The organism is Paraburkholderia silvatlantica (genome assembly GCF_003096715.1).
Lineage (GTDB): Bacteria > Pseudomonadota > Gammaproteobacteria > Burkholderiales > Burkholderiaceae > Paraburkholderia > Paraburkholderia silvatlantica.
This window is the reverse complement of record NZ_QEOL01000001.1, coordinates 383,669-406,965: the sequence shown is the minus strand read 5'-3', so window position 1 is coordinate 406,965 and position 23,297 is coordinate 383,669. Positions and strand designations below refer to the sequence as shown.

Here is a 23,297-nt window from a genome sequence, read left to right as displayed (position 1 = left end):
CGATGCTATAATCGAGACTTCTACGCCGGTTACGCTTGTCGATTCCCGGCTCCGTCAAGATAATCTCCCATTCGAGCGCAATCGCCGGCGCCCACACGACCCAACGCATGACCAAGGACATGAGCGCTCCCGCATGGGCTGAGGATTATCGCCACTGGTTTGCCGAGCTCAAGCAGCGCGTCGAGCGCGCGCGGCAGCGCGCCGTTGCCAGCGCGAATCGCGAACTGGTTACGCTGTACTGGCAGATCGGCCGCGATATTCTCGACAGGCAGCAGCGACAAGGCTGGGGCGCCGGCGTTGTCGACCGGCTCGCGCGCGACCTCAAGGCAGCTTTTCCCGACATGCGAGGATTCTCGCCGCGCAACCTCAAGTACATGCGCGCGCTGGCACAAGCCTTCCCGCAGCCGGAATTTGTGCAACAGCCCGTTGCACAATTACCGTGGTCACACGTCGTGACACTGCTGGACAAGCTCAACGACGACGCCCAACGGCTGTGGTATGCGCAAAAGTCGCTCGAACACGGCTGGTCGCGCAGCGTGCTGACCATGCAGATCGAGACGGTCGCCCATGCGCGTGCCGGGAACGCCGTCACGAATTTCGCCGACCGGTTGCCGCCATCGCAGTCCGATCTCGCGCGCGACGCGCTCAAGGATCCGTATATCTTTGACTTTCTCGGCCTGGCCGAGAACGCCCAGGAGCGCGACATCGAGCGCGCGCTCACCCAGCACATTACCCGCTTCCTGCTCGAACTGGGCGCCGGTTTCGCGTTCGTGGGGCGCCAGTACCGGTTGGAGGTGGGTGGCGATGAGTTCTTCGTCGATCTGCTTTTCTACCATCTCAAGCTGCGTTGCTATGTCGTCGTCGAGCTGAAAACGACTCCGTTCAAGCCTGAATATGCGGGCCAGTTGAACTTCTACCTGTCCGCGATCGATGCGCAGGTCAAGGCGCCCGAGGACCAGCCGACCATCGGCCTGCTGCTGTGCAAGGAAAAGAACCGGCTCGTGGCGGAATATGCCCTGCGTGGCGTCGCCAAACCGATGGGTGTGGCCGAGTACCAACTGATGCGCGAGGTACCGCCGTCGCTGGAGACCGGTCTGCCGAGCATCGATCAGATCGAGGCCGAGCTGCGCCCCGACCTGCCGGACGGCACTGCCTAGATATTGCTCGGCCACGCCTTCGCTGCCTTTGCCGGCAGATGCTAGCGCCGAAGACTGAAGATTCGCAGCAGTTCATCGCGCAACCCGGAGATATCGAGGACATGCTGCGCGCGGGTCACGGCCACGTAGAGCAGCCGGATCTCATCCTCGTCCGGCATCGGGCTGCCATCGGCGCCACGCAGGCGGAAGTCGTTCGCCACCTTGACCCGCTTCCATTCGAGGCCTTTGGCGCGGTGAACGGTCGAGATCACATAGTCGACGGCGCCTTCCGTCGCCGAGCGCTGCGCCAGGGCCCGCAGATAGCCGGTGCCCAGTTCATCGACGATGCGCACAACCGGTAGCAGGTCTTGGCCGAATGGACTGCGCGCAAACGCCTGTGCGTCGCTCCAAGTCTCGAACAGCGAAAACGCCGCTGGGCGGAACGCGCGCTGGCCGGCCAGCAGCCGGTCCGCGCCCTCCGCATAGGCGAGAATCTCGGCGGGACTCATCCGGATCGTCGGCCGGTGTCCTGCCTCGAGTCCTGCAGCGAACTGCCAGATCGCCGTGACGTTCTTCCGGCACAGGATCGCGTCGACCGGCGGCGCTAGCGCTGGATCTTCCACCATGATCGAGCCGATGGCGTCCTGTCCCCGGATGGGCGTGCGCTCGCCCAGCAGCGTGAGCAGCCGGCTCGCCAGCGCCGCGAATGTGGCGCCAAAGCGGAACGACTCCGTGAGCGCGCATCCGGGTGCGTCGATCTGCGCCATCGCATTGACCGCGCCGCGCCACTCGTAGATTTGCTGGTAAGGGTCGCCCACGTAGATGATCTGCGCGTGGCGCTGCCGGCCGAGAACCGAAAGCATGACACCGTCGCTGTCCTGGGCTTCGTCGAACAGGAGGTAGTCGGCTTCGATGCGTGGCTCCGAGAGCGCCCAAAGCTTCAGGAGCACATCCGGCGAAATGGGCGTTCCTGTGTGGGTTGCCGCGCCCTCTTCCCACAGCCGCCCGACGGAAGGCAGCAGGTAGGCGCGCAGTTGTGTGGCCACCACTTCATCAATTTTTTCATCGACGACGATATGAAGCGCTGCCGGCCGGAGATCCGCGGAGCGGCAGAACCGGTCCCGCCCGTCGGCAATCATCCGCCCGATCTCGAATGGAGCGATCTCGACGGCCTTGCCCGTCACCGTCCGCACTTCCAGCGGGCCAAGCCCGTAGCGTGCAGCCAGTTCATGCGGTGGCTCGCCCTGCAAACTCATGCGGTTTCGCAGCGACGGGCTGACGGAGGCCCACGCTAGCGAATGCATGGTCCGTGAATCGACGTGAGGCGGAAAGCGCCGGCGGCGCTCGCCGCGATTTCCCGATTGAACGCGAGGTGCATGCCGCGCCGCTGGCCGAAATGCTCTGCCACGAGCTGGAGCGTGGAGGTCTTGGCCGCGCTGGCAAATGCCTTGATCTTCAGGTCCCCGGCGCGACACGCCGCCTCGATCACGGCCTGTTGTTCTCCCGTGAGAATAAAGGTCCTGTTCACGCGATACCAGACCTCATGTGCGGTCGCTCCTGGCGATATGGAGTCGCTGATTTTCGCATGGCGCACAGCCGATCGACCGGCCCGGAGCCGAACGCGCCATCGGGACGTCCGCGGTTGACCACCGGAGACAGCACACCCGGCGTTGCGAAAGCTGACAGGGCCCGTCACGTCTGAACAAGCTCAAGCCCGTTTTCGGCAGACCACTGCCGGTAGCGGTCAGAAGTTTCAAGGTCGTCAGGAAGCTCCTCGTCGAACGCATCGCTGGAATCGGAAGTTCAATAGATTTTTCCGGTATCGAGCGAGACATACGCGTTATGCTCTGTTGGCGCCGCATAGTTGACGAAGTCGAAAGCCAAAGAAAGATCGTCGTGCCTGACTGCGGCCATAGCTCCCCTCCGCCAGGGTTGTAACGTTCGAGCAGCCAACCTGGCAACCAGCCCGGGGCCGGCGTTCGCCGTCCGGTTCGCCGCGTCGGCGCCGTGACTCAAAGCTCCTCGCTCGGGTCAGCGATATCGAGCCGGAACGGCCATCCTTCCATGCTCATGAGCATTTGCCCGAGTTCGTCCCATGAAACCTCCTTGCCGTCGACAACCACAAGTGGCAGATGTCCCGGCTGCGATTCGTCCCATTCGATACGCCCGCGCACCATGCTGTCAATGATCTGGCGCTCATGAAAATCGATGTGCTTGACGGACAGCGCGCGACGAATCTTTTCGATGAGTCGCCCGAGCAGCACGAACACATCGTCGTCGGCCTCACCGATCAGTTGGAACCGGTAGCCAGCGGGAATTTCTCCGCGAAGCTCAAAGCCATCCAGAGCAATCCGGTCGCCCAGGAGGCGGAGCTGGAAATGGAACTGGTGGGACTCCCCTTGGCAGTCGATCATCCGGATGGGGTCAAGCCGGACGTTCTCAAAATCGGTGAATCCGGTGGACTCGGCAATCCTGGCATTGAAGCACAAAGTGCAGAGCAACTCGTAGCTGCCATCGCTGGAGCCGCAGTGGATGGTGTCCCAGGGCGGCGTCTGGCTGCCGCATTGTTCGCATCGCTCGTGTGCCATGTTGTGCCTGATGTAACGGTTCTTCCTGCGATCACTGCGAGGTTGGATTCCGGTTGCCGTCTGTGCCGGCACTGTTCGTCGCACGGTGCGGCAACAGGCAGCCCGACGAAGCCGCAATGGTGTGCGCTGGAACTGGCGAACGGATGCCGCTATTCTGACAGAGACTGCGAGCAGCGCCGCACTGGCGCCGAGCGCCTTGCGCCGCCTGACCGGGAAGGCGACACGCCATCCATGATCGACGCGTTCGATGAGGTCATTCCCGCACGGTGGCTTCCATGCGGACGCGCTACAGGCCTGATATGCCAGGAGCTCGGTAGCGGGCACCGCCTCTTCCCTCAAAATAATCAGAAATACTAACTAAAATGCGATCATTTAATTATGTCAAATCCTTTTGAACCCTCGCTGGACGAGATGCGCATAGAACTTCAAGTTCTCGGACGCGCAGTTAGCACACTGTTCGCAATACACCCAGACCCGACCGCGCCCCGCAGGGCGTGGGCGCGCGTCGTGAGCGACCTCTGTCCCGATGACCTCACCGCGACCGCCGATAAAGTCGCAAAGGAGCGCAACAAAATCCAATGCGAGGAGTTCCGGATCGCGACACAGCTTCAGGCTCGTATAGGCGCATTGCCCCGCTCCGTGGACTAAAGATCTGGCACCAAGGGTTTCACGCTCGGCACTCGCTAAGCGGGCGCTCATGCTGCATTTTCGCCCGCATCACGGATTCCGTCCGGACGGACTAAAGAAATATATAAAATGGCACAAAAAATCTACTTCGACGAATCTGGTTTCACCGGGGACAACCTACTTCACGAGCTACAGCGATTCTTCGCCTATGGGTCCGTTGCCACCGACGATGAAGAGGCAAAAGATTTCGTCGAGGCCCTCGTTGCGAAACACCGGATAAGGGACAGTATTACTACTGGTACATGACGCTGGACGTGTTCAGCCGCAAGATAGTCGGTCACGAAGTGCATGATGCGGAGTCGGCGGAACTGGCCGCATTGCTGATGCGACGTGCCAGTCTGGCGGAGGGTCTGGCAGGCCGTCGGCTGGTGCTGCACTCCGATAACGGCAGTTCGGCAGCATTGATGAAGCGCGGGCCTGGACGCAGCAGTTCGTGCGTTGGTACAACCATGAGCACAAACACAGCGGCCTGAAATTCGTCACGCCGGCGCAGCGCCACAACGGCGTAGCCGCCACAGTGCTCGCGCAACGTGAAGCCGTTTATGCAGAGGCCAGGCAGCGCAATCCACGGCGTTGGTCCCGATCGACGCGCAATTGGGAATTGAAGGATGAAGTCTGGCTCAATCCGGAGCGCATGCAGCCAGGAGAACTAAAGCAGGTTGCTTGAAGTGACGCGACAACTACGTTGACAACCGCCGACAGCGGCGTCACATAGATGCTAGAGGTCGCTCCGAGTTCGAGATCCAGCGCCACTGCACCAGCCTGGTCAGTGCTGATCAGCGCGCGCAGGTCGGTGCATTCTGCGGCTCGATGCGTCTCGAGATCTCCGAGTGCCGCTTGATCGCCGGTGAGGATGGCGCGAAACAAGATGTCAACGACAGGCGGCTGAGTCATAGACGGGCGATGATCGAGAGGGCAATTAGTGTCAGTGAATTTTCGTCAGGCTGATCCATGTGCCTGCGCTGCGACCGACATCCAGCACAGGTATATCGGCTTGCGTGACGGATTCCTTAAGTCGGATGGTTCGCCGGGGAGTCCACCTCGTTCCATCCCGCTCGCGCCACCGCAATCGCGTCATGAATCCGCTGCCCACGAGATGGTACGGCTTAGGGAATTGCACGCACGCTGGCAACGCCGAAGATGAAACCCACTGACACGGACGGCGGCGTGGGCGCCGGATGCCGTACACTTAAATCTCTCTGCCGCGCCCGCGGACCCAGTCGTGGTCGGGATGACTAATCGAGGCGCGGAATGCATAGCTTCTCGAGGACCAGTCACAGGGCTTGAACGATAGTGAGAAGGTCTCCGCCGGGAGAACCGCTCTTGCCAAACACTCGCTTCTGGACATCGATCGCTATCGCCATGGCGCTTTCGAGTGCATCAAGTCCTGCGGGTGTGATTGATGCCGATTTGGCTCGCGGGTGTGGTTTCCCGGCGTGCCGAACGATAAACCCTTTCGCTTCCAGCACGTTCATCATCTGCGACATCTGCATTGGCTCGATCTCGGCGGCACGTGACAATTCTGCCTGTGAAACCGGCTCGCCAGACCTGTTGCTCCAGGCCACGAGCGCCAACGTGGTGAACTGAAGATGGGTGAGGTTTGCCTCATCCAGAGCCCGGTTCATTTCACGCTGGAAGCGGTGCACGAGACGCCATAGGACGAATCCAATCGCTGCGTCGGGTGAGCCTAACGTCCTGCTCTCAAAGAAGTCTTTCAGGACTTCAGGGTTAACCCTCATCGCAATCTCCCAATCCAGCCACTTGAATCGCGGGAGCGATTCTTATATAAATATATTTACATGAAGTTCCATGAACTGGAAAGGAGATACGCCATGCCCCCCCGCAAACTGGATATTGGTTTTTGGAACTACGACCGCGCCCAGGCGTTGCGCGACGGGGAGGTCAAGATCGATGGCGTCGACGCGAGGTTCCATAATGGCCGCATCGTCACGGACATCTTCGAAGCGATGGTCAAGGACCGCGCCTATGACGTGTCGGACCTCGGCTTCAGCTATTTCCTGCGGACCATGGACACGGACGAGGCGCCGTTCCGGCTGCTACCGGTGCCGCTGCTGCACATGTTTCGCCACTCGGCAATCTATATCAACAAGACCAAGGGCATCGAGCGCCCCGAGGACCTCAATGGCAAGCGGATCGGTGAACTGGCGCTTTACGGCCATGATGCGGGCGTGATGCCCAAGGGCATGCTTTCGGACGAATTTGGCTTTCGGCCCGAGAGCTGCCGCTGGATCGTAGGCGGGATCGACTTCGCGTTGAAGCCGATCGACTGGTTGCCCAAGCCCGTGCCGGCCGGGGTCGAGGTCATTTACGCGAAGGCAGACGATGATCTCGGCGAAATGCTCGCGGCGGGCGAGATCGACGCGCTGATCTCCGCGGATGCGCCGAAATGCGTGCTGGAGAGGCGGCCGAACGTCGGACGATTGTTCGAGGATTACGAGACAGTCGAGCGGGACTATTACCGGCGGACCGGTGTCTTTCCGATCATGCACATGGTGACGGTCAAGAAAGAGTTGGCCGATGACGAAACCCTGATGCGGGCCGTCTACAAGGGCTTTCTCGACGCCAAGGAGGCGATGGCGGCGAAGCTTCGCAAGGGCATGACGTTCAACAACATGACGGTGATGATCCCCTGGCTCAGTCACCTGATGCAGGAGAATATGGATACTTTGGGCGAGGATTGGTGGCCCTACGGCATCGCCAAGAATAGACCGGCGATCGAAGCCTTCCTTCGCTATCATTACGAGCAGGGACTGTCGAAGAAACGCTGGGCGATCGAAGAGGTGTTCGTTCCCGCCCTGCTCGATAGCTGACCGATGCGGCTGATTGCACTCGAGGAGCATATCGCCACGCCGGAAGTGATCGAAACATGGCGTCGGCTCGACCCGCAATGGCAGGACGTCGGCTTCCGGCCCTCGTCTGAGGGTGCAGCCGGATCAGACCTGCAGGAATTCGGCGACCGGCGCGTCGCGGCGATGGACGCGAGCGGTATCGACGTGCAGGTGCTGTCGTTGACCACGCCGGGTCTCCAGAACCTGGACGCCGACGATGCGGTCCGGCTGCAGACGCAGACCAACGACCTGCTCGCTGAGACGGTGCGTGCGCGGCCCGACCGCTTCCAGGCCTTCGCCACGCTCGCCACCCCGGATCCGAGCGCGGCCGTCAAAGAACTCGAGCGCGCCATGACGCGGCTCGGCATGAATGGCGCGATGCTGTTCGGCCGCACGCGCAACAGGAACATGGACCACGCCGATTATTGGCCGATCTATGAGGCCGCCGCCGCGATGCACGCCCCCCTCTATATCCACCCGCAATCTCCGACCCCGGCCGTGCGAGCGCAGCTGTACGAGGGCTTCGATCCCGACGTCAGTGCATTGTTTGCGATCGGCGGGGTCGGCTGGCACTACGAGGCGGGAGTGCAGGTGATCCGCCTGATCCTGTCGGGCGTGCTCGATCGCTTTCCCAACCTCACACTCATTCTTGGCCATTGGGGCGAGGTCATCCTTTTCTACCTCGAAAGGATCAATCTGCTGCACAAGGCCGCGAAGCTGCCACGCAGCTTCGCGCAGTATGTCCGCGACCAGGTCTATGTCGGGCCGAGTGGAATTTTCAGCCAACGTTACCTTCGCTGGGCAAAAGAGGTGATCGGCGCCGACCGCATCCTCTTCTCGACCGATTATCCCTTCGTGCCGGCCAGCCGCGACGGACATCGTTTCCTGGAGGAAGCCGACCTATCCGAGGCTGAGTGCGCAGGCATCGCCAGTGGCAATTGGGAACGCCTTGTCGCCGGCATCCGACGCGCTGAGGGACGATGAACATGACGACGCTCGATATCGGTTGCTCGCGCTACGAGCATGTCGCGGGGCTGTTCGATGGCAGCATTAGCATCGAGGGCGCCGATGTGCGGATGCATAGTGCCGATATGCCCTCCGACATTTTCGAGAAGATGATCCGTGACCGCGCCTACGACGTGGCAGAACTCGGTCTTACCTATCATCTGCGGCTGCTCGACACCGGCAATTCGCCGTTCGTTGCCTTACCCATCTTCCTCGCCCGCGTCTTCCGGCACTCGGCGATCTATATCAATACGCAGAGCGGGATCAGGCGACCGGAGGATCTGGCAGGCAAGACAATTGGCGAGTTCGGCATGTACGGCCATGACGGGGGTGTCTGGCCGAAGGGCATATTGTCCGACGAGTTCGGCCTAACGCCCGATCAATGCCGCTGGGTGATCGGCGCGACCGACTGGTATATGCCACCATTCGATTTCATCGCGCAGCCGCATCCCGCGAATGTCGAGGTGCAGCCCGTGCCCGAGGGAGACACGCTCAGCGACATGCTCGAGCGCGGGGAAATCCAGGCGTTGATGTCGGCGCGCGCACCGCGGTGCTTCGTCGACGGGTCGCCACGCGTCGCGCGTCTCTTCCCCGATCATGAGGCGGTCGAGCGCGACTATTTTGCGCGCACCGGCATTTTTCCAATCATGCACACGCTGGTCGTCCGCCGAGACCTGCTCGAGGCGGAGCCTGACTTCGCCCGCGCGATCTTCGAGGCGTTCACCAGGGCGAAGGACGCCGCGTTGGATCGCCTCCGGGTGGGCATGGTGGAAATGAACTTCAAGACGACGGTGCCTTGGTTGACGCCGTTGCTCGACCGGAACCGCACAGGCCTCGGTGACGACTGGTGGCCCTATGGCGTCGCGGCGAACAGAACGGCGCTCGATACCTTCTGCCGGTATTTCCATGAGCAGGGGCTTTCCAGTCGTCATATCGCCGTGGAGGAGCTGTTCGCCGCCGATCTCCTCGACACCTGAAACGAAGTGCCACGCAACTGTTCTCACACTAAAGGGTGCAATCATGACCAGCAAGCCGATTCAGCGAGACGCAAACATGGAGGCCCCGACACTCGTGCAATCGGTGCGATCGCTCGCATTGCCGGCAGCCGGGCGGGGAGAAGACCTGCAACTGCGCATCTCCGCTCCTGTCCTAGTCGACTGCGTCATTGAAATGGCACTGGCCGAATTCGCCGCGTTGGATCGTCGTACTTCCATTTAATCGGCCTGGGATTCTTGTTGTGCTCACGGATATAGCGCATCAGCTTGCGCTCCAGATCCTTTACCGTAGTGAAGATGCCTCGCGTAATCACGTCGCGCTGGATGCGCGAGAACCAGTTCTCTACCTGATTCAGCCAGGAGGTATAGGTCGGCGTGTAATGCAACCGCACGTTTCGGTGTTGCCGCAGTAACTCCTGCACGCGCGGGGTCTTGTGGCTGCTGACGTTGTCGCAGATCACATGGATCTCTTGTTTGGGCCGCTGGCTGGCGATAACGTCGGTGAGGAAGGCCACGAACTGCTCGCTGGTATGGCGCGGCGCCGTCTTGCCGATGACTTCCCCGGTTGTTGTGTTGAGCGCGGCGAACAGGCTCAGCGTGCCGTTGCGCTTGTATTCGAAGCCGTGGCTCTCGGCGCGCCTGGGCGACAGCGGCAGCATCCGGTCTTTACGATCCAGGGCCTGAATCGCCGTCTTCTCGTCTACGCAGAACACCACCGCGTGTGCAGGCGGGTTCAGATACAGACCGATCACGTCTGCCGCCTTGGTCTCGAAGTCAGGATCATTTGAGACCATGTGCGTATCGAGCCGATGGGGGCGCACGCCGTGCTTGCGCCAGATGCGCTGCACCGTCGAGGCGCCCACATCGCCCAAAGCTGCGGCAAGCTTATAGCTGCTCCAATGCGTCGAGCCGTCCGCAGGCCGATGCTTGAGCGTGAGATTCAGAACCCGCGCCTCCAGCTTTTCCGGCGGATGCACCGGAGCTCGTCCCGGATGGCGCGCGTAAAGGCCTGCCAGCCGCTCGGCCAGAAACCGGCTTGACCAACGGCTAATGAAGCGGGAGTCACAGCGCAGCCGCTGCATGATCGCCTCACGTGTTTCGCCGTCGTCAAGCATCAGGATCAACCGGGCACGCCGCGTGTCCGCTGCGCGCACCGTTTGACTACGAGCTGCCGACAGCAATTGGTTGCGCTCGAGCGTGGTCAAGTTCATCTTTTCCATGTGCTTCATTGAATACCAAATCAGGTGCTTTTTCAAAGACGCAATGGACTGATCACCTGCATTTACAGCTGCGGCAGTTTCGAGGACCGCACCTATAGGCGCTGCAGCAACAGCGCCCCACGGCGTCGTAGAGAGGACGGTCACTACGTCCTGTGCGTAGTCGACGTACGTTTGCAAATCGGATTCAGAGCCTGACTCAGCAAGATCGACACCCGACTGAAGGATTCCTAATAAATTACTGACCAAACCGGCCAGCGCCCGCGCCGCTGGAAGAAGTCGGCCGCCTTCGCGTGAGCGGCCTCGCTCGCGCGCAGGGCCGTATGATACAGCAGCCGCACCAGCCAGCGGCTGCGCTCGTAGTGCTGGCATTCGCGCGGCGTATCGCGGGGCCAGCGCGCCATCGAGTCAAGCACGCTTTGCCAGAGCGCGTGATCGAGATAGCGCTCAATGCGGCGCGTGCGTGCTATGGATGTTGGGCGCGAGCGGCGCAGCGCCAGCGGGTTGCCGGCGAGATAGCCGGCGGCGACCAGGTAATTGAGCTGGCCGGAGAGGATGCCGAGGCCTGCCGCTGGCTGCGCTCCGAGAGTGGCCCGTCAAACAGGCGCCGGGCGCCCCCGCGACGCGGCAGCGCCGGATCGGCCCAGTCTGCGGTGGGATCGGCCAGAAACCGTTCATAGAGCAGGAAATCCTCACGCGTGAGGCTCGAGAGCGGCTTGCCCAGGGTGCGGGTGGCCCACACGAGCAGGCGCACGGCTTCCTTGCGATAGCTGCGCAGGGTGTGCGGCGAGCCCGCGTATTCCGCGAGCCACAGGCGCACGGCCTCAACGTTCGTGTCGGCGGCGATCTGCCGGTGGACGCCGTGTGCCCGGTTGGTGCCGTCACGGCCGTCGAGGGCGGCCGGCAGGATCGACTCGGGGGCTGTGGCAGGCAGGTTCATGGCGGACGCGTTTTGAAAAGGCGATGCGGGAGCGTACACCGGAAATACTTTCGATTATTCACCAGATCATACTCGCACATCAGACCGATTTCGAAGCTGAGCCATGGCAGCCCACTGACCAACAACGCTTGCACAGAGATTTTCGCCGCTCAAGGATCAAATGATGTCAGTGACGAAGTTTTCGCGGCTACGTCGGACCTTCTTCAGATTCACCAGCCAATCGCCTCCGGCAGCCCGATAACCTAGCGGCACGATGACGACACTACGCAGGTGCCTGGCATTCAGATCGAGGATCTCATCGACTGCTGCCGGGTCGAATCCTTCCATTGGCGTGGCGTCCACTTCCTCGAAAGCCGCTGCAATCAAGGCGACGCCCAGGCCGATGTAGGCCTGTCGCGCGGCGGCTTGATAGTTGGCCTCCGTTCCTCTCCCGGCGACGATCCCCAGCAGTTTCTGGCGATAGTTTTCCCAGCCTTCGTTCCTGAAACCACGGACCTCGTTGGTGAGGTCGAACATCATGTTGACGCGCTCGGTGGTGATGTCGTCCCAAGCCGCGAATACCAGCAGGTGCGAGCAGTCGGTAACCTGCGCCTGATCCCAGGCAGCGGCGCGAATCCTTGCGCGAACTTCCGGATTGCTCACGACAAACAACTCGAATGGCTGAAGTCCGCTGGACGTGGGCGCCAGTCGTACAGCTTCAACGATGCGCTCGAGTTTTTCGGCAGGCACCGTCTTCGTCGCGTCGTATTTCTTGGTCGCATAGCGCCATGCAAGTCTTTCATTTACGTTGGTCATCTTGTCTTCTTCGTGTTTTGAGTGGGAAACAACGGAGCTGCACGAGGAATCGCTGCATCAGCGAATCGACGTCCAGCGAGAAATAAACGTGCTGAATGATAGCCCTGCCACAGGAGAGGAAAAACCTGGATCGGCACAGCACAATGCTGCGCCGTATGCAGCAATTATGGGTTGCAGCAATGCAATTTCATGCTAATTTTAGAGCCATGAATCTGGACCAAGGTCGAGCCGACGAACTCGCCGCATTACTTGCTGTTGCACGGGAAGGCTCGTTCGTCGCAGCGGCCGCGGCACTCCAACGCCATTCGACGGTCATTTCCAGGCGCATCAGCGCGCTGGAGCAGCGCCTTGGCGTGCGCCTGCTCGAAAGGACGACGCGAAGCGTTCGCCTGACAGAAACCGGCGCGCGGCTCGCCGAACGGCTGCAGACGGCAGCTGACGCCATTTTCGAGGCCGAGCAGGAAGCCGCGGCCGGCGGCGTCGAATTGCGCGGCCGCCTGCGCCTGGCCTTCCCGGCGGCGATGGGACGACAATGGCTCGCGCCTGCGCTACCGGCTTTCGCACGCCAATATCCGGGGCTCGAAATCGAGGTTGACTATGCCGAGCGCTATGTCGATCTTGTCGGCGAAGGTTTCGATGCCGCATTGCGTCTCGGTACGCTGGGCGACAGCCGACTGGTTGCCCGCCGGCTCGGCGATCACCGGATTGTTCTTGGCGCTTCGCCGGATTATCTGGAGCGCCGCGGGATTCCCGCCTCTCCAACGGCATTGACGAGCTACAATCTGCTGCGATACACCGGGCCTGTGTCGACGCCTGAATGGCGAATGCGCAAGGGCAACCTGCGCGAGACGATCCTGCCCGCAGGGACTTATCGTTCAAACGACATCGGCGCGCTGCTTGAAGCGGCGCGCCAGGGGATCGGTATCGTCGGTTTTGGCGACTGGTCAATGGCGCGCGACTTCGCTGCGGGTACATTGATCCGCGTTTTGCCGCAATGGCGTTTTGAGGTAGACGAAGGGATCTATCTGGTTCGGCCATCCCGGCAGTTTACCCCGGCGCGGACCGAGGCTTTTATCCAGTGGATCACCACGCTCTTTGCCGGCGGCCTTCCCTGGGACAAACAAATGGAAGCCACACCTGAAGCACAGCAGTCGTGACGGGGACACCAGGGAAACCTGCCAACATCAATCGCCCTGCCTTCAATTTCTGCACGCCGATAGTTTGAGCCTCGGGCCGTCGTCGTCCGATTTGAACGTCGAATAGCGAAAATCAAGCGGTCCGCGCCCCGCGTCCGCGAGGCGTTTCCCGCCCGACGCTGGCGCCGCGTGCGCACGGGCGGCTCCACCGCCGCGCGGTCGTTACGCATGCTCCATCACGGAAAGTGCGACCGCCTTCTGCGGCTCCAGCACGGCGAGGCGTTTGATCAACGCGGCGCGGACCGACTCGTAGGCGGACCTGCCGAGCGCCACCCGGAACGGCGGAGACGGACTGTCAATCGCGGCGAGCATCGCATCGACCGTTTTGCCGGCATCGGCGAATTCGAAATAACCCGCGTCGATCGTGCGCCGCAGTTCGCGCACCGGCGTGCTGTCGTACGCGTCGAGCGGCGCCGCGCGATCCAGGCCCGCACCGAAGTTGGTGCGCGTCGGCCCCGGCGCCACGATCACGAAGTCGATGCCGAACGCTGCCACCTCCTGCGCGACGGCTTCGACAAAGCCCTCGATGCCCCACTTGGTCGCGTGATAGGCACTGAAGCCCGGATAGGCGATCTGCCCACCTTCGGACGACACCTGCACGATGCGTCCGCCGCCCTGCTCCCGTAGACGCGCGATGGCGGCACGAATCAGCTGGATCGAACCGGTCAGGTTGGTGGCGATTTGCCGTTCGATCTGCGCGTCGCCCAGTTCCTCCGCCGCGCCGAACAGGCCGTAGCCCGCATTGCTGACTACAACGTCGATCCGTTCGCGGGTCGCGAAGGCATCCGCGACCGCGGCCCGGATCGCTTCGGAATCGGTCACGTCGCACGCGACGATTTTCAGGCGCTCGCCGTGTTGCGTCTTCAGGTCATCAAGCGTGCCCGGTTTGCGCAGCGTCGCCACCACGGCGTCGCCGCGTGCCAGCAGCCGCCCGGTCAGCCCGCGCCCGAGCCCGCTCGAAGCACCAGTAATCAGCCAGTTTTTCGTCATTGCTCTCTCCGTTCAACGAGTCCGTGACCCATGCTAGGGCGATATGATTGTTGCGAGAAGCACCCTTAGCCTGCATGATGTGTTGAAGGAAATTCACCGATGAGCAAACCCACACTGGCCGATCTGCAAGCCTTCAGGCTGGTCGCCGAGAGGCGCAGCTTCGCACGCGCCGCAGGAGAACTGGGCGTGTCGCGCTCGGCATTGAGCCATGCAATGCGTGGACTGGAGAGCGATCTGGGCGTGCGGCTGCTGCATCGTACGACGCGCAGCGTGTCGCCAACCCAGGCCGGCGAGCGTCTGCTCGCGCGCCTCGGTCCGTTGCTGAGCGATCTCGATCATGCGCTCGATGAAGTTGCCCGCGACGACAAGGCGCTGCGCGGCACACTTCGCATCAACGGCAGCGACGGGGCAATCCGACACCTGCTGCGAACGGTGGTGCCACGCTTCGTCGCGATGTATCCGGACATGGAACTGGACCTGGTGGCTGACGGGCGGCTCGTCGACGTCATCGCGGAAGGTTTCGATGCCGGCGTGCGACTGGGCGAAGCCGTACCAAAGGACATGATCGCGGTGCGCGTCAGCGACGATCTGCGCTTTCTGGCAGTGGCGTCACCGCGCTATCTGCGCAGGCACGGCCGCCCAGCCGTGCCGGAAGACCTGCATGCGCATCAGTGCGTCCGCCAGCGTCTGCCGAGCGGCAAGCGCTATCGCTGGGAATTCGCACGTCACGACGAGGAGTACGCGATCGACCCGCCCGGCGCGCTCACGCTCGACAGCAGTACGCTGATGGTAGAGGCGGCGATCGATGGACTCGGCATCGCGTATGTGCCGGAGTCGTATGCACGCGACGCGCTGGCCCGCAAGCGGCTCGTCGCGGTGTTGAGCGATTGGTGTCCGGTCATTCCCGGCCTGTTCCTGTACTTCCCCGGCAACCGCCACGTTCCGACCGGTCTGCAGGCGTTCGTGAATTTGCTGAGGGAGAGGGACCCGGCGGTACCGGAAGGCTGATTGCCACCGGGGCGCCGCAGATCTCCCGGACCCCTGATCCAGCTTCCACAGTATCGCGTCACAGCGCGATAGCCGATCTGCCGGCCTCGCGGACACGCACAACGGTCTGGCAGGCCTCCGTCCGGTTGGATCTGCAAGGTGAAGAATAATGCTCGCCTCGCCGCGCGAGGCTCAAAGACCGCGTTCCGCGCCGATACCGCGGCTGCCGCCCGTGGTAAAGCGATAAGTCTATTCAGACCTGTATTACTGGCATGAACAGGGGCAACGCTTTTGTTGTGCCTTCGATGAAAAGGCGTCTCTTGGGGTTGAGCTGGCTGCTGGGCACAATAAAGAGGTGCATCACGGATTTCCGTGGAGATGCCGGGATCGGCGATCGGCCATGAAGGGACTACCACCTGTTCACAGTAAGCGACTGTTCGAGCATCACAATGTTTCGGCAGCGGTCATTCTGTTTCGGCAGCGATCATTCGCGATGTGCGTCGCAGCGTGTCCCATTGCAAAGCAGGTCGCGCGTCGAGTCCATCGCAGCCTTTGCCCGCGAGCAACGTTGCCGCAAGTCTGCACTCAAGCGGGTCGCCGAACCTTCTGCCGTTTCGACTCATCGGCGTTAGTGACCAGGTACTCGCCAAAATGGATGTGCACAAAATCCACGAACACCCGCACCTTGGGCGTCATTTTTCGAGTGCTGGGCCACACGACATGGATATTGCTGGATCCCGTCACGTACGGATCCAGTATGGTTTTCAGGCGTCCGTCGGCGAGCGCGTTCTTGACGGAAAAGTCAGGCACGCATGCAATCCCGCGCCCTGCCAGCGCCATATAAAGCAACATGTCCAGGCTGTTGCACACCATCGACAATGGCAACGACGAGCCCGCCGCTGTGAACGTCGAAGGCCGCAGCGGCCATTGGTACAGTTTTCCAGTGGGTGTCCAGCGATAGTGCAAACAGGCATGACTAAAAAGATCATCCGGATTCGCTGGCACTCCCTTTCGTTTCAGATACGCCGGCGAGGCGACCAGACAGGCGCGCCAGGAACCCAGCGGGCGAGAGACGAGCCGTGAATCCAGAAGCGCGCTCCCGCGAATAACGACATCGAATCCTTCATCGATTACATCGACCAGTCGATCAGTGAAATCAAGGTCGAGTTCAATCTCGGGATGCTGCTCCATGAACGCTGAAAGCACGGGAAATGGCAGCCCCGCCGAATGCGATAATCCCACCCTTAACCGCCCTCGCGGATGCCGGGCCATTGCGCTGAGCTCATCTTCGGCCGCCTGAATTTCCCCGAAAATCCGTCGGCACCTGTCCAGAAACACCTCGCCTTCGGACGTAAGCCGGACGCTTCTCGTGCTGCGCTGGAAGAGCCGCACGCCAACGCGCTCTTCCAGCCTGGAAATGCTTTTGCTGATGGCCGACGCTGAGATGCCGAGCTCCCGCCCAGTGGCGGCAAAGCTCCGGGTTCTCGCAGTATGGACAAAGACTTCCAGCCCTCCCAGCGCACTCAAATTCTCCACATGAGGCCCCCACACCTTATTCGTGACATTTTTGTCATGACTAATGTGAACGCTAACCTGATTAATGATGATGAGTCAATGGCCTTACGATGGATCTGAACGACAGCCGGCCCGTACGGGATGCCGGTCGCACTTCATCCAGTCCGCGGCGCACCTGTTGCAGTGATCGAACAAGGGGAGCGCCAGCGTTTTTGGCAACTCAACGCGCCATACCGGCGTACCGGTTCTATCAGGAGAATAGGGTTATGGTCACCACTGAACATCTCGACGCTTACCTCAAGGCCATGGGCAATCGCGACGTCGAAGGGACCAGGGTCCATATGGCAGACAATGTCGTACTCAGAAGTCCAATCGTTCCCGCCCCGTTCGAAGGAAAGGAGCGTGTCGCAACGGTTCTCACGCAGTTGCTCGCGACTGTTGACGCCTTCGAACCGAAGCTTCTCCTGCGCGACGGGGCCGACTTTGTCGCCGTGTTCACGATCAGACTCGGTGACCACGTCCTTGACGGAATGGATCACATGCATTTAAACGAAGCGGGCCTTGTCGATAGCATGACCGTGGCATGGCGGCCACTTTCGTCGGTTGTCGCGGTCCAGCAGAAGCTTGCCCCGAGATTGGGAGGCAAGGCGATGGTGCTGGTTCCAGCGGATCAAACTGCCTGAATCATCGGTCCCAACCGCAACGGCATCACGGCGTTGGCCGCGCATGGGGACGGTACGTGCATCGAACGGCCAACAGGGGGCGCACGGAGTCCTTACCCGGCAGTCTGCGACGAATTCAAAAACGGTGGCGCACAAAGCGCTCGCCAGTTCCAGCAATTGGGAAAGACTAGCCTGCGCACCGCTCCAGCGGGCGTGCGCGTAGGAGAGCGTAACGTCTTTTGTGCCCAGACGCCGCGCCACGCCGGAAGCGAGGGATCGCGCAGTACCCTTCGCTGATGGCGAGATCAACGTGCTCCGCCCCGCTCAGCCCGGCGCCGCCTGGCACCATATACCGCGCGCGCGGCAGCCTCGCGCGTACTTTAGGTTGCACTCCGCGTCCCGCCGCGCCTTCGCCGTCAGGCAGTTCCCCCTGATATCGCGGATCTCTCGCTATTGAACCTGGCAGGCCGGATGGCGAGCCTGGCCGAACCATGTTTCGAGCTGCAGAGAATTGGCCGTACGGTCATGGACTGAGCGCGTGGCATCCCCGCCGGGATTACGGGAGGACAGGAAAAAGTTCGGTCCACAGAAGCCCCCGTGAGCGACGAAAGGATTTACCCCCTTACAAGGGCATACAGGCACCAGATCCGCGTGGCACTTTTTCGTGCCGACTGCGGGTTATCATGGGAGCGATGCTCGTTAACCGACCTGAGCCGCTCTTTCCCCAGCGAACGTCAGGCCCCCCCGGACCCGCGTCGATTGATGCGAGCATCCTTGTCCTGATCAAAGCGTGCTCGGTTGTTCTCGATCTCGTCGAGATGATCTCCCGCCCATGCACCCAGTGCACGAACCGGCACGGCGAGGGATTGTCCGAGCTGCGTCAGGGCATATTCGACCTGCGGGGGCACCGTCGGGTAAACCGTGCGGCTCACCATGCCGTCGCGCTCGAGTGCCTTCAGGGTACGCGTAAGCATCTGCTGCGAGATGCCGCCAACCGTCCGTTTGATTTCGTTGAAGCGGTGTGGCCGCTCGACCAGTACCCTGACAATCATCACCGTCCATTTGTCGCCAACGATGGCGAGCACCTTGCCAACCTTATGGCACTGGGTGCTGACGCCCGATGAGGCAGGCATATCCATTTGACCTGGTCCTAAAAATATGCGTTCTTGGCGAATCGCCTCTAGTTACATAGCATAGTGCTGGTCACAAATCCAGACCGGAGGCCACAAGTGAACCTGCTTCATCTCGATTCCAGTATCATGGGCGTAAACTCGGCGAGCCGCGTGCTCTCGGCCGCAATTGTCGAGCGGATCGTCGAGACAAACGACGCCGTGAATGTCATCTATCGCGATCTTGCCCGCGAACCGCTGCCCCATCTCTCCTTCGACACGTTCATGGCGCTCGACGCCGGTAACGACGTGCAGCAGTTCCTCGACACCGACGTCGTGGTGATCGGGGCGGGCTTCTACAATTTTTCGGTTCCCACCCAGCTCAAGGCATGGATCGATCATATCGTCGTGCGCGGCAAGACCTTCGCACGCGGCGAGAACGGACCGATCGGTCTTGCCCAGGGCAAGCGCGTGATCGTCGCGCTGGCGCGCGGCAATGTTTACAGCGAGGGCTCCCCGTATCAGGCGTTCGAGCACGCCGAGACCCTGCTTCGCTCGGTGTTCACGTTCATAGGCGTCTCCGATATCGAATTCGTCGTCGCGGAAGGGCTCGGGCGCAATGAAGAGGTGCGCCGCGCCTCGATCGCGAGCGCACTTGAGGCGGTGCGCAAGATTTCTCCGAACGCTGCCGCTCGAGCTACCCCTGGAGCTTGACAGCGGCGGTGCCTTCGCGCATTTTCGAGTGCAAGGGAACGTCTCCGTATATATGAGGCATCTGGCAGGACCTCGCTGATCCGTCCGCATGGAGCTGCCCCAACGTCGTCTCCGCGGGGGGATATGCACGCAAACGCGAAGATCGAACAGGCCGGCTTGCCTCCGGCCTCACAACTGACGTCCTGCTACGGCCGAGCCGATTTCGCGGAGGTATTTTCGATCGATCTGCCGGAGGCCGCATCCCACGACGCGGAATGTATGGCCCGGCACATCTTCGACCATCAGCCCGAACGGATTGCGGCGCTGCTGAAATTGCGCGACCTGCTGGTACGGCCGCTGGGTCTGAAGGGCGCTGCGGATCTCCGGGGCGCGGGCGGCGACCGGATAAACGTTTTCCGGGTATTCGAGCGATATCCGAACGAGATCGTGCTCGGGGAGGACGACGTGCATCTGAATTTCCGTGTGTCGGCGCTCGTGCAGGCCTCCTCCGATGAATGCCTCCACCGAGTATTCGTGACCACGCTCGTCTTCTACAACCACCTGCTCGGCCGTGCTTATATCGCATTGATTGCGCCGTTCCATTGTATGGTCGTGCGAGGCTCGCTTCGTCAGGCACGGAGGATCGAATGGCCCGCTTGAGCCGATGCAGGCGTGGAAGCCCCGGCGACACGCCGTCGCTTGTTCATAGGTCCACGTTCATACCTTGGAATCGTTTCACCGACATATGATGGTCGCGCCTACCGCGTGCCTGCCTATGCGACTGAAATTGCCTTGGTACCGGACCTCGATTCATAATTCATCGCCTCGGAGATCTGGTCGAAAGCGAACCCCTTTCCGATCCTTGTCATGAACATCGGTTCGTCGATCAAACCCTCGAGTTCCTTGAGTGCCGCTGTAAGCAGCGCCGGATTCTTTACTGTTTGGCTCTCGAAATTGCTGAATCTTTTCACGACCAGATTCTTTGTTTAGATACTGGAACATCCTGATCTAGAAGGAAGGCAGCAACGCTGCCGGCATTGACCGCTATTCCCGTGTGCAATGTCGAAAAGTCGCTTCAACGAGTCGAGGCCATTGGCTTCATCCTGGGCCCGGATCTCCGCCGCGCGTTGCGCATCAGTGTCGCCGCGCTCGAACGCTTCGATGTGCTGCATGAACGCGTCCGCTTCGCTCTCGGCGACGGTTGTGGTGATTTCCAGATGCCCTTTTCGCATACTGTCAGCTTTCCGTTATTCAAAAGGGTTCAAGACGCGAACTCCTATTCCCGCAAAGTCGTCAACGTTCCGCGTGGCAACAGTCAAGTCATGGATCATCGCGGTCGCCGCAATCAACTTGTCTAGCGCGTGTTCCGGGTGCGGTACTCTCAGGCGCCCCCATACCTGACCGATCTCTTCATCGACCGGCAGAATGTTTTGTGCAAACTCCTGCAACACCGCATTCAGCCACTTTTCGAGACGCGTCGCCTGCGGATCGTCCCCCCGGTGTCGAATCAGCTCGACACCTCGGCGCAACTCGCCGACTGTCACAACTGAAAGATATAGGTCGATATCGTCACGCGCTGCCGCGCGGAAGAATTCCAAGACTCCCTTGTTTGCGCGACCTTGTTTGCGAATCTCGCTTATGACGTTGGTATCAACCAAATACATGTCCCGCCTCGCCGTCGTGCACTCGCACGAAATCGGCGTCGTCACCGACATTCGGCATCGCCATCAGGACTTCTGCGAAGGTCTTGCGTTGCGGTCTGCGCAGGGCCTTCGCAAGAATCTCGCGATGCTCCGCCTCGGCGCTCCGACCGTGCGCAGCCGCACGCTCTTTCAAGCTCTGGACGAGCGCGTCATCCAGATTCCTTACGACAAGATTTGCCATGCTCACCTCTCTTTCAATACATGCTATCAATGATAGCACAATCTCAAGACAATGCAAACATTGCAATCACTTTGTGGGCGCCTTGGATGTCCCAGGGAAGGACGACAGTTTTATCGGCCGCAAGAAGAAAGGTTGGCCGGTGCGGGTTTCGCGGCGCCGAGGCGGCACGCTCCGTACAGGACAGCGCCATATAGGGCGCGTCGCGTTGCATCGCAAGGCGTGCCGCCTGGACGATCGCCGGGTCGGCGGCGTGTTCTTCAATACAGTGATCTTCAACATGGGGCTATTCCAGCTTGATGGATGGCTTCACTGTTTCAGAGTGGCCGTGAGCACTTCGCGCATCGTCTGTGGTGGGCGGCCGAGCAGCCTTTCCAGTGTCGGATCCACCGTCGCGAAATCGCCGCGCCGCGACGCCTGGAAAATCCCCACCAGCAGGTCCGCCTGAGCGTCAGGCGCGCCATGTGAGATCAGGGTCTCGCGCCATCGCGCATCGGAGACGACGATACGCTTGATCTGTCGCCCGGCGATTTCAGAGGCGATCGCGGCGAGATCATTGAAATCGAGCGCTTCCGCCGCCGTCAGCGGCGGGGTGAGGCCCTCGAGCCCCCTTTCGCCGCCGAGCGCTATTGCGGCCGCTTCGGCAAGGTCCGCGTGCGTCGTCCAGGCGACCTTGCCGTCCTCGGGGGCGTAGATTTCCCCGCTCTTCAATCCCTGATCGAGCAAACGCAAGGCGTTGGCGGCGTAGAACCCGTTGCGCAGGGAAGTGAAGGCCACACCGCAACTCTGGAGCGCCTCTTCGGTCGCGACGTGGTCGGGCATCGGCGGGAAAGGCGAATCCGGCCGCGCGCCCATATGGCTGGTATAGAGGATGCGCTTCGCACCGGCTTTCCCCGCGGCCTCAATGGCCTGGGTGTGCATACGCTCGGCTCTCTCGCCGGTCGTATCCGTGGAAACCATCAGCACCTGGCTCGCGCCCTCGAATGCATCCGCGAGGGATGCCGGATCGGCAAAATCACCTCGCCGTACCCGAACCCCCTGTTCTGCGAGAGCAGTTGCCTTCGCTGGATCGACCACACTGACGCCGATCTGATTTGCCGGCACTCGCGCAAGAAGTTGCGCAACGATGGCTCCGCCAAGCTGGCCGGTTGCCCCGGTCACGATGATCATAAAGCGCCTCCTTCATCGACGTTATCACCGCTAATGATCGCAGCATAACACCGATATTTCATCGATATCAAGATCGCGATATCGATGATACAAAATTTGCGATATGATCTACTCATGGATCAGGCAAACACCATCGAAGAAAGCGAGAACGGCCCGAACGCCCGGCAGCGGATTTTGGTCTGTGCCGCCGGGTTGCTGACGGATGGCGGCCGCGAGGCCCTGACGACCCGGGCGGTGGCAAGCGCAGCAGGAGTACAGCAGCCCACTATCTACCGGCTGTTTGGCGATAAGGACGCCCTGCTCGACGCCGTCGCCGAATATGGGTTTCTTGCTTACCTGAAACAGAAAAGCCCCGATGAGCCGGGACAGGATCCTGTCGATGCCCTTCGGGCAGGGTGGGATTTACACGTTGGCTTCGGCCTGGCGAACCCGGCCATCTTCTCGATCATGTATGGTGATCCACGCCCCGGAAAGACGTCGCCTGCCGCCGCGAAGGCCGTCGATTTTCTTCGTCGACGGATGCGACTGCTAGCGGCCTCGGGACGACTTCGGGTCAGCGAAGAGCGGGCGGCCAATTTGATCCGGGCTGGCGGATGCGGAACAGTCTTCACACTGCTGGCGATGCCGGAAGGCGAACGTGATATCGACCTATCGATCGTCGCACGTGAAGCGGTGCTTGCAGCCATCATCACGCAAACACCTCAATGGAAAGCGTCGGGCGCCGTGTCGGCGGCGATCGCACTTCGCGCGACCCTGCCTGAAACGACAGCGCTTACGACCAGTGAGCAGCAATTGCTCTCGGAATGGCTTGCCCGGATCGCTGCGCCCGGTGGCGGAGCGTCGTGAGCCTTCACGGGCGAGCTTTCGACACCCACAACATGA

At 61.2% G+C, this 23,297-nt stretch carries 22 protein-coding genes and 3 pseudogenes; 12 read left to right on the top strand and 13 right to left on the bottom strand.

Annotated elements, in window-relative coordinates; genetic code table 11:
• Positions 1-107: 107 nt before the first annotated feature.
• Complete coding sequence (locus C7411_RS01970) at positions 108-1,157, top strand: PDDEXK nuclease domain-containing protein (RefSeq protein ID WP_110382873.1); 1,050 nt, start codon at positions 108-110, stop codon at positions 1,155-1,157.
• Positions 1,158-1,198: 41 nt separating this feature from the next.
• Here C7411_RS01970 and C7411_RS01965 read toward each other — a convergent pair.
• Together C7411_RS01965 and C7411_RS01960 are read right to left on the bottom strand one after the other, a co-directional pair.
• A pseudogene (locus C7411_RS01965) lies at positions 1,199-2,664 on the bottom strand (ATP-binding domain-containing protein).
• 484 nt (positions 2,665-3,148) lie between these two features.
• Positions 3,149-3,724 (bottom strand): DUF7686 domain-containing protein, encoded by a 576-nt coding sequence (locus C7411_RS01960; protein WP_110382872.1) that lies wholly within the window; start codon positions 3,722-3,724, stop codon positions 3,149-3,151.
• Between the two features lie 756 nt (positions 3,725-4,480).
• On the opposite strand from C7411_RS01960, the gene C7411_RS01950 reads away from it, so the two are divergent.
• Both C7411_RS01950 and C7411_RS38015 read left to right on the top strand, forming a co-directional pair.
• A complete protein-coding gene (locus C7411_RS01950) occupies positions 4,481-4,657 on the top strand; it encodes a DUF3800 domain-containing protein (RefSeq protein WP_110382870.1) in 177 nt (58 codons plus the stop codon).
• Positions 4,630-5,078, top strand: a pseudogene (locus tag C7411_RS38015) (integrase core domain-containing protein); the annotation flags it as partial. The gene C7411_RS01950 and the pseudogene C7411_RS38015, both read left to right, overlap by 28 nt.
• 607 nt (positions 5,079-5,685) lie before the next feature.
• Here the strand turns inward: C7411_RS38015 and C7411_RS01930 are convergent.
• On the bottom strand, positions 5,686-6,150 hold the full coding sequence (locus tag C7411_RS01930) for a MarR family winged helix-turn-helix transcriptional regulator (protein ID WP_110382867.1): 465 nt from the start codon (positions 6,148-6,150) through the stop codon (positions 5,686-5,688).
• 93 nt (positions 6,151-6,243) lie between these two features.
• Between C7411_RS01930 and C7411_RS01925 the strand changes: the two genes are divergently transcribed.
• The 3 genes from C7411_RS01925 to C7411_RS01915 are packed head-to-tail and all read left to right on the top strand — an operon-like array spanning position 6,244 to position 9,242.
• Positions 6,244-7,242 carry a substrate-binding domain-containing protein gene (locus C7411_RS01925; RefSeq protein WP_110382866.1) on the top strand — a complete coding sequence of 333 codons (999 nt, stop codon included), beginning with the start codon at positions 6,244-6,246 and terminating at the stop codon, positions 7,240-7,242.
• A 3-nt stretch (positions 7,243-7,245) separates the two neighbouring features.
• Positions 7,246-8,244 (top strand): amidohydrolase family protein, encoded by a 999-nt coding sequence (locus tag C7411_RS01920; RefSeq protein ID WP_110382865.1) that lies wholly within the window; start codon positions 7,246-7,248, stop codon positions 8,242-8,244.
• Positions 8,245-8,246: 2 nt separating this feature from the next.
• Positions 8,247-9,242 carry a substrate-binding domain-containing protein gene (locus C7411_RS01915; RefSeq protein ID WP_207786518.1) on the top strand — a complete coding sequence of 332 codons (996 nt, stop codon included), beginning with the start codon at positions 8,247-8,249 and terminating at the stop codon, positions 9,240-9,242.
• Between the two features lie 185 nt (positions 9,243-9,427).
• Here the strand turns inward: C7411_RS01915 and C7411_RS01905 are convergent, their stop codons facing one another.
• The 3 genes and pseudogenes from C7411_RS01905 to C7411_RS01895 form a co-directional block, all read right to left on the bottom strand.
• Positions 9,428-10,489: an IS630 family transposase gene (locus C7411_RS01905; RefSeq protein ID WP_110382862.1), complete on the bottom strand. Its 1,062-nt coding sequence runs from the start codon at positions 10,487-10,489 to the stop codon at positions 9,428-9,430.
• A gap of 242 nt (positions 10,490-10,731) precedes the next feature.
• Positions 10,732-11,417: pseudogene (locus tag C7411_RS01900) on the bottom strand (site-specific integrase); the annotation flags it as partial.
• A 156-nt stretch (positions 11,418-11,573) separates the two neighbouring features.
• Entirely contained in the window at positions 11,574-12,212 is a 639-nt protein-coding gene (locus tag C7411_RS01895; protein ID WP_110382861.1) for an NAD(P)H-dependent oxidoreductase, read from the bottom strand.
• A 206-nt stretch (positions 12,213-12,418) separates the two neighbouring features.
• On the opposite strand from C7411_RS01895, the gene C7411_RS01890 reads away from it, so the two are divergent.
• A complete protein-coding gene (locus C7411_RS01890) occupies positions 12,419-13,369 on the top strand; it encodes a LysR family transcriptional regulator (RefSeq protein WP_110382860.1) in 951 nt (316 codons plus the stop codon).
• A 201-nt stretch (positions 13,370-13,570) separates the two neighbouring features.
• Here the strand turns inward: C7411_RS01890 and C7411_RS01885 are convergent, their stop codons facing one another.
• On the bottom strand, positions 13,571-14,398 hold the full coding sequence (locus C7411_RS01885) for an SDR family oxidoreductase (protein ID WP_110382859.1): 828 nt from the start codon (positions 14,396-14,398) through the stop codon (positions 13,571-13,573).
• A 99-nt stretch (positions 14,399-14,497) separates the two neighbouring features.
• On the opposite strand from C7411_RS01885, the gene C7411_RS01880 reads away from it, so the two are divergent.
• Positions 14,498-15,406 (top strand): LysR family transcriptional regulator, encoded by a 909-nt coding sequence (locus tag C7411_RS01880; RefSeq protein ID WP_110382858.1) that lies wholly within the window; start codon positions 14,498-14,500, stop codon positions 15,404-15,406.
• 564 nt (positions 15,407-15,970) lie between these two features.
• On the opposite strand, the gene C7411_RS01875 is transcribed toward C7411_RS01880, so the two are convergent.
• Positions 15,971-16,912 (bottom strand): LysR substrate-binding domain-containing protein, encoded by a 942-nt coding sequence (locus C7411_RS01875; RefSeq protein WP_165822728.1) that lies wholly within the window; start codon positions 16,910-16,912, stop codon positions 15,971-15,973.
• Between the two features lie 254 nt (positions 16,913-17,166).
• Here C7411_RS01875 and C7411_RS01870 point away from each other — a divergent pair, with 254 nt between their 5' ends.
• Entirely contained in the window at positions 17,167-17,583 is a 417-nt protein-coding gene (locus C7411_RS01870; RefSeq protein ID WP_110382856.1) for a limonene-1,2-epoxide hydrolase family protein, read from the top strand.
• Positions 17,584-18,296: 713 nt separating this feature from the next.
• On the opposite strand, the gene C7411_RS01865 is transcribed toward C7411_RS01870, so the two are convergent.
• Positions 18,297-18,701 (bottom strand): winged helix-turn-helix transcriptional regulator, encoded by a 405-nt coding sequence (locus tag C7411_RS01865; RefSeq protein WP_110382855.1) that lies wholly within the window; start codon positions 18,699-18,701, stop codon positions 18,297-18,299.
• A 90-nt stretch (positions 18,702-18,791) separates the two neighbouring features.
• Here C7411_RS01865 and C7411_RS01860 point away from each other — a divergent pair, with 90 nt between their 5' ends.
• Both C7411_RS01860 and C7411_RS01855 read left to right on the top strand, forming a co-directional pair.
• On the top strand, positions 18,792-19,385 hold the full coding sequence (locus C7411_RS01860) for an FMN-dependent NADH-azoreductase (protein WP_110382854.1): 594 nt from the start codon (positions 18,792-18,794) through the stop codon (positions 19,383-19,385).
• A gap of 123 nt (positions 19,386-19,508) precedes the next feature.
• Positions 19,509-20,024 carry a DUF2867 domain-containing protein gene (locus C7411_RS01855; protein ID WP_110382853.1) on the top strand — a complete coding sequence of 172 codons (516 nt, stop codon included), beginning with the start codon at positions 19,509-19,511 and terminating at the stop codon, positions 20,022-20,024.
• 326 nt (positions 20,025-20,350) lie between these two features.
• On the opposite strand, the gene C7411_RS01845 is transcribed toward C7411_RS01855, so the two are convergent.
• The 4 genes from C7411_RS01845 to C7411_RS01830 all read right to left on the bottom strand — a co-directional run bounded on the left by C7411_RS01845 (position 20,351) and on the right by C7411_RS01830 (position 22,415).
• On the bottom strand, positions 20,351-20,596 hold the full coding sequence (locus C7411_RS01845; RefSeq protein WP_110382851.1) for a hypothetical protein: 246 nt from the start codon (positions 20,594-20,596) through the stop codon (positions 20,351-20,353).
• 15 nt (positions 20,597-20,611) lie between these two features.
• Complete coding sequence (locus C7411_RS01840; protein ID WP_110382850.1) at positions 20,612-21,028, bottom strand: type II toxin-antitoxin system VapC family toxin; 417 nt, start codon at positions 21,026-21,028, stop codon at positions 20,612-20,614.
• Complete coding sequence (locus tag C7411_RS38010) at positions 21,015-21,248, bottom strand: FitA-like ribbon-helix-helix domain-containing protein (protein WP_110382961.1); 234 nt, start codon at positions 21,246-21,248, stop codon at positions 21,015-21,017. Before C7411_RS38010 ends, C7411_RS01840 begins: the two co-directional genes overlap by 14 nt.
• A gap of 306 nt (positions 21,249-21,554) precedes the next feature.
• Entirely contained in the window at positions 21,555-22,415 is an 861-nt protein-coding gene (locus C7411_RS01830) for an SDR family oxidoreductase (protein ID WP_110382849.1), read from the bottom strand.
• A 114-nt stretch (positions 22,416-22,529) separates the two neighbouring features.
• Here C7411_RS01830 and C7411_RS01825 point away from each other — a divergent pair, with 114 nt between their 5' ends.
• The gene (locus tag C7411_RS01825; protein ID WP_110382960.1) at positions 22,530-23,261 is read left to right on the top strand and encodes a TetR/AcrR family transcriptional regulator; all 732 of its coding nucleotides are present in this window, start codon (positions 22,530-22,532) and stop codon (positions 23,259-23,261) included.
• The last annotated feature ends 36 nt before the right edge of the window (positions 23,262-23,297 follow it).

Excerpts from the sequence above, each read along its gene's own strand:
- C7411_RS01970 (WP_110382873.1), top strand. The coding sequence starts at position 108 with ATGACCAAGGACATGAGCGCTCCCGCATGGGCTGAGGATTATCGCCAC.
- C7411_RS01960 (WP_110382872.1), bottom strand. The coding sequence starts at position 3,724 with ATGGCACACGAGCGATGCGAACAATGCGGCAGCCAGACGCCGCCCTGG.
- C7411_RS01950 (WP_110382870.1), top strand. The coding sequence starts at position 4,481 with ATGGCACAAAAAATCTACTTCGACGAATCTGGTTTCACCGGGGACAAC.
- C7411_RS01930 (WP_110382867.1), bottom strand. The coding sequence starts at position 6,150 with ATGAGGGTTAACCCTGAAGTCCTGAAAGACTTCTTTGAGAGCAGGACG.
- C7411_RS01925 (WP_110382866.1), top strand. The coding sequence starts at position 6,244 with ATGCCCCCCCGCAAACTGGATATTGGTTTTTGGAACTACGACCGCGCC.
- C7411_RS01920 (WP_110382865.1), top strand. The coding sequence starts at position 7,246 with ATGCGGCTGATTGCACTCGAGGAGCATATCGCCACGCCGGAAGTGATC.
- C7411_RS01915 (WP_207786518.1), top strand. The coding sequence starts at position 8,247 with ATGACGACGCTCGATATCGGTTGCTCGCGCTACGAGCATGTCGCGGGG.
- C7411_RS01905 (WP_110382862.1), bottom strand. The coding sequence starts at position 10,489 with ATGAAGCACATGGAAAAGATGAACTTGACCACGCTCGAGCGCAACCAA.
- C7411_RS01895 (WP_110382861.1), bottom strand. The coding sequence starts at position 12,212 with ATGACCAACGTAAATGAAAGACTTGCATGGCGCTATGCGACCAAGAAA.
- C7411_RS01890 (WP_110382860.1), top strand. The coding sequence starts at position 12,419 with ATGAATCTGGACCAAGGTCGAGCCGACGAACTCGCCGCATTACTTGCT.
- C7411_RS01885 (WP_110382859.1), bottom strand. The coding sequence starts at position 14,398 with ATGACGAAAAACTGGCTGATTACTGGTGCTTCGAGCGGGCTCGGGCGC.
- C7411_RS01880 (WP_110382858.1), top strand. The coding sequence starts at position 14,498 with ATGAGCAAACCCACACTGGCCGATCTGCAAGCCTTCAGGCTGGTCGCC.
- C7411_RS01870 (WP_110382856.1), top strand. The coding sequence starts at position 17,167 with ATGGTCACCACTGAACATCTCGACGCTTACCTCAAGGCCATGGGCAAT.
- C7411_RS01865 (WP_110382855.1), bottom strand. The coding sequence starts at position 18,701 with ATGGATATGCCTGCCTCATCGGGCGTCAGCACCCAGTGCCATAAGGTT.
- C7411_RS01855 (WP_110382853.1), top strand. The coding sequence starts at position 19,509 with ATGCACGCAAACGCGAAGATCGAACAGGCCGGCTTGCCTCCGGCCTCA.
- C7411_RS01845 (WP_110382851.1), bottom strand. The coding sequence starts at position 20,596 with ATGCGAAAAGGGCATCTGGAAATCACCACAACCGTCGCCGAGAGCGAA.
- C7411_RS01840 (WP_110382850.1), bottom strand. The coding sequence starts at position 21,028 with ATGTATTTGGTTGATACCAACGTCATAAGCGAGATTCGCAAACAAGGT.
- C7411_RS38010 (WP_110382961.1), bottom strand. The coding sequence starts at position 21,248 with ATGGCAAATCTTGTCGTAAGGAATCTGGATGACGCGCTCGTCCAGAGC.
- C7411_RS01830 (WP_110382849.1), bottom strand. The coding sequence starts at position 22,415 with ATGATCATCGTGACCGGGGCAACCGGCCAGCTTGGCGGAGCCATCGTT.
- C7411_RS01825 (WP_110382960.1), top strand. The coding sequence starts at position 22,530 with ATGGATCAGGCAAACACCATCGAAGAAAGCGAGAACGGCCCGAACGCC.